Below are 4,862 nucleotides of genomic sequence, written 5' to 3'. Positions count from 1 at the left end.
ACGGGTGGTACGGGTGGGTTGGGTGCGTTGGTGGCCCGGCATCTGGTGGCGGTGCATGGGGTTCGGGATCTGTTGCTGGTGAGTCGTCGGGGGCTCGGGGCCCCGGGGGCTGGGGGTCTGGTCGCGGAGTTGGAGGCGGCTGGGGCGTCGGTTTCGGTGGCGGGCTGTGATGTCGCGGACCGTGCTGCGCTGGCAGCGGTCTTGGACGGTGTCGGCCTGTCGGGTGTCGTGCATGTCGCGGGGGTGCTGGACGACGGTGTGATCGGTGCGATGACGCCGGAGCGGTTGGACGGGGTGTTCGCGCCGAAGGCGGATGCGGCGTGGTATCTGCATGAGCTGACCGCGGAGATGAACCTCTCGGCATTCGTGATGTTCTCCTCTGCCGGCGGGCTCGTGCTGGCTGCGGGGCAGGCGAACTACGCTGCGGCGAATTCCTTCCTGGACGGACTGGCGACCAGTCGTCGGGCACAGGGTCTTGCAGCGGTGTCCATGGCGTTCGGTCTCTGGAACGTCGACACCGGGATGAATGACCAGGCCGATGAGGCCGCTGAGCACATGGCCCGCCAGGGCTTCCCCGCCCTCAGCGTGGAGCAGGGCCTGGAGCTGTTCGACGCCGGTCTGGCCGCGGATGCTCCCCTCGTGGTGCCGTTGCCCCTGGACCAGGCCGTGCTGCGCCGACGCGGAGAGGGACTGCCTCCACTGCTGCGGGGGCTCGTACGTGTTCCTGTCCGGCGTGCGGCCGGCGACCAGGGTCTTTCATCCGGTCTGGCTGCGCGACTGTCGGGTCTGCCTCCCGAGGAGCGCACTCGACTGTTGCTGGACGTGGTGCGGGACCAGGTCGCCGGCGTGCTCGGCCATGCCACGGTCGAGGCCGTGGAAGCGGACCGTGCCTTCAAGGATCTGGGCTTCGATTCGCTCACGGCCATCGAGCTCCGCAACCGCGTCAACGCTGCCACTGGCCTGCGGCTGCCGGCGACCTTGGTCTTCGACTACCCCAGTGCACGGTCGGTGGCGGCATTCGTCGACACCCAGCTGACAGGGAGCAGCGGCACGAAGACGACGGGTTCCGCCGTCCCGCGCCCGACGGTGCTGGATGACGATCCGATCGTGATCGTCGCGATGGCGTGTCGCTATCCGGGCGGTGTGGCATCGCCCGAGGACCTGTGGGATGTCGTCGCCGAGGGCCGCGACGTCGTGTCGGCCTTCCCCGACAACCGTGGCTGGGACACCGGACGGCTGTACGACCCGGAGCCCGGGAAGCTCGGGAAGACGTACACCAGGGACGGCGGATTCCTGCACGAAGCAGGAGAGTTCGACCCCGGTTTCTTCGGGATCAGCCCTCGGGAAGCGTACGAGATGGATCCGCAGCAGCGGCTGCTGTTGGAGGTGTCCTGGGAGGCCATCGAGCGGGCCGGAATCGATCCTGGCACGCTCAAGGGATCGCGCACCGGTGTCTTCGCCGGACTGATGTACCACGACTACGCCGGCGTCAGCGCCGGTGGCAGCCTGGTCTCCGGCCGCATCGCCTACACGCTGGGCCTCGAGGGCCCGGCCGTGACGGTCGACACCGCCTGCTCCTCTTCATTGGTCGCCCTGCACTCGGCAATCCAGTCACTGCGTTCCGGCGACTGCGACCTGGCACTCGCCGGTGGCGTCACCGTCATGACCACGCCCCAGATGTTCGTCCACTTCAGTGAGCAGCGTGGGTTGGCTGCGGACGGGCGTGCGAAGTCGTTCGCTGCTGGTGCGGATGGGACGGCGTGGGGCGAGGGTGCGGGGATGCTGCTGGTGGAGCGGCTGTCGGATGCGCGGCGTCTCGGGCATCCGGTGGTTGCGGTGGTACGGGGTTCGGCACTGAATCAGGACGGGGCGAGCAACGGATTCTCGGCCCCGAACGGTCCGTCGCAGGTACGCGTCATTCGGCAGGCCCTGGCGAATGCGGGTCTGACCGGCGCCGATGTGGATCTGGTGGAGGCGCACGGTACGGGTACGACGTTGGGTGATCCGATCGAGGCGCAGGCATTGCTGGCGACGTACGGCCAGGAGCGGCCCGAAGGCCGGCCGCTGTGGCTGGGCTCCATCAAGTCCAACATGGGCCACACCCAGGCCGCCGCCGGCGTGAGCCAGGTGATCAAGGCGGTGCAGGCCATGCGGCATGGTTTGTTGCCGAAGACGTTGCATGTGGATCGTCCGTCGGATCAGGTGGATTGGTCTGCGGGTGCGGTGGAGTTGTTGGCGGAGGCGCGTGAGTGGCCTGTGACGGAGGGTCCGCGGCGGGCTGCTGTGTCGTCGTTCGGGATCAGCGGTACGAACGCGCATGTGGTGTTGGAGCAGGTGGTGGAGGAGCTGCCGGCTGTTGGTGGGCCGGTGGTGGATGGTCCGGTGGTGCCGTGGGTGGTGTCGGGTCGTAGTCCGGAGGCGTTGCGTGAGCAGGCCGCGCGTCTGCTGGACCGGGTGGCCGGGTCCGAGGTGCGGCCGGTGGATGTCGGCTTCTCGTTGGTGACGTCGCGTGCGGTTTTCGAGCATCGGGCTGCTGTGGTGGGCGGGACGCGGGAGCAGCTGGTCGAGGCGCTGCGGGCGCTTGCGGCGGGTGGCACCAGTGGCGTTGTCGTAGGTGCTGTGCGCGCGGGTAGGACCGCGTTCTTGTTCACTGGGCAGGGTGCGCAGCGGGTGGGGATGGGGCGTGAGCTGTACGGCGCGTTCCCGGTGTTCGCCGAGGCGTTCGACGCGGTGGTCGCGGAGCTGGACGGTCACCTGCCCACGTCGTTGCGTCAGGTTGTGTGGGGTGAGGATGCGGGGGTGCTGGAGCGGACGGAGTTCACGCAGCCGGCCCTCTTCGCGTTCGAGACAGCCCTGTTCCGGTTGCTGGAGTCCTGGGGTGTGCGCCCGGACTTCCTGGCCGGTCATTCGGTGGGTGAGCTGACTGCCGCGCACGTGTCGGGTGTCCTGTCGCTGGCGGATGCGGCACGGCTGGTGGCTGCCCGTGCGCGGTTGATGCAGGCGCTGCCGGCTGGTGGTGCGATGGTCGCTGTCCGGGCGTCGGAGGACGAGGTCCTTCCGTACCTGACCTCGGACGTGGTGAGTATCGCTGCGGTGAACGGTCCGGACGCGGTGGTCATCTCCGGCGCGGAAGCGGACGTGCTGGAGGTTGCGGCGCGTTTCGAGGCGGAGGGTCGTAAGACCAATCGTCTGCGGGTTTCGCACGCGTTCCACTCGCCTCTGATGGAGCCGATGCTGGCTGAGTTCCGTACCGTCGCCGAGAGTGTGACGTTCGGCGAGGCCCGTATTCCGGTGGTCTCCAACCTCACCGGCGAACTCGCGACCACCGATGATCTACGTACGCCTGAGTACTGGGTGCGCCACGTCCGTGAGGCCGTGCGCTTCGGCGATGGTGTGCGCGCGCTGTCGGCCGCCGGGGTCTCCGTGTTCCTGGAGGTCGGCCCCGACGCCGTCCTCACCGCCATGGCCCAGAACTCGGCGGCCGACGCGGTGTTCGTCCCGGGCCTCCGTCGCAACCAGAGCGAGCCCGAGGCGCTGGTAACGGCGCTTGCCCGGCTGCACACCGTGGGCCATGTCCCGGACTGGGCCGCGTTCTACGCGCCGACCGGAGCCCGCCGCGTCGACCTGCCCACCTACGCCTTCCAGCGCGAGAGCTACTGGTCGCTGCCCGCAGTCGCCGGGGGTGATCCGGAATCGCTGGGTCTCGGCGAGGCGGGGCACCCGCTGCTGGGTGCGGCGGTGACATTGCCGGACGGAGGAGTCGTCTTCACCGGCCGGCTCTCCCTCAACTCCCATCCCTGGCTGGCCGAACACAACATCCTCGGCAGTGTGCTCCTTCCGGGGAGCACCTGGGTGGAGCTGGCGCTTCGTACGGGTGACGAGGTCGGGTGCGCGCTGCTGGAGCAGCTGACGCTGCGGGCCCCGTTGGTCGTTCCCGAGACTGCCGCCGTGCAGCTCCAGGTGGCGGTCGGCGCGGCCGAGGCCTCGACCGGTCGACGCAGCATTGCCGTGCACTCCCGTGCGGAGGGTGATCCGGATGCGACGTGGACGGTACACGTGGAAGGGACGCTGATATCGCAGGCACCCGCACCCGACTTCGATCTGGTGGTGTGGCCGCCGGCGGGCGCGGTGTCGGTGCCTGTCGAAACGGTGTACGAGCGGCTGGAGGACCAGGGGTACGGCTACGGGCCCGGGCTTCGAGGGCTGAAGGCCGTCTGGACGCGGGGAGAGGAGATCTTCGCCGAGGTCGCCGTACCGGAGCAAGCCCAAGAGGACGCCGATCGGCCAGGGCTGCACCCCGCTCTTCTGGAGGGCGGTCTGCAGGCTGCCCTTCTGATGGGCAAGGCTGAGATGGGCAGCACGCCGCGGACGCCGTCCGAGTGGAGCAGGGTGGCCCTGTATGCCACAGGGGCGGAAGAGCTCCGCGTTCGCCTGGTGCGCGACGATTCCGGTTGTGCGATGCATGTCACCGACATCGCCGGCTCACCTGTGCTCTCGGCGGCATCGCTCACCACTCGCGCACTGGACGTGAAGCAACTGCGGACCAAGGCTTCCACGGCCGATTCCCTGCTGGCGGTTGAGTGGGGTGTGGTTGCTGGGGGTTCGGCGGCTGAGGCTGGTTCGTTCGTGTGGTGGGAGGACGTTGCGGGTGGTGGGGTGGTGGGCGCTGATGTGGTGGTGTTCGCTGCTGAGTCGCCTGTGGATGGCTCTGGGGTGGGTGTTCCGGGGGCGTTGCGGGGGGTTGTTGGTGGGGTTTTGGGTGTGGTTCAGGGGTGGTTGGCGGATGAGAGGTTCGCTGATGGCCGGTTGGTGATCGTCACGCGTGGTGCGGTGTCGGTTGATGGTGGTGGTGTGTCGGATCT

General features: G+C 68.7%; 1 protein-coding gene. It reads left to right on the top strand.

All coding sequences use genetic code 11. The features are described from left to right. Nucleotides 1–30: 30 nt before the first annotated feature. Nucleotides 31–4,862 (top strand): beta-ketoacyl synthase N-terminal-like domain-containing protein (locus ABZY45_RS35010; protein WP_356746297.1); only part of this gene is annotated, 4,832 nt, incomplete at its 3' end.

It is taken from the genome of Streptomyces sp. NPDC006516, from assembly GCF_040611875.1.
Lineage (GTDB): Bacteria > Actinomycetota > Actinomycetes > Streptomycetales > Streptomycetaceae > Streptomyces.
This window is presented reverse-complemented; position numbering and strand designations above follow the sequence as displayed.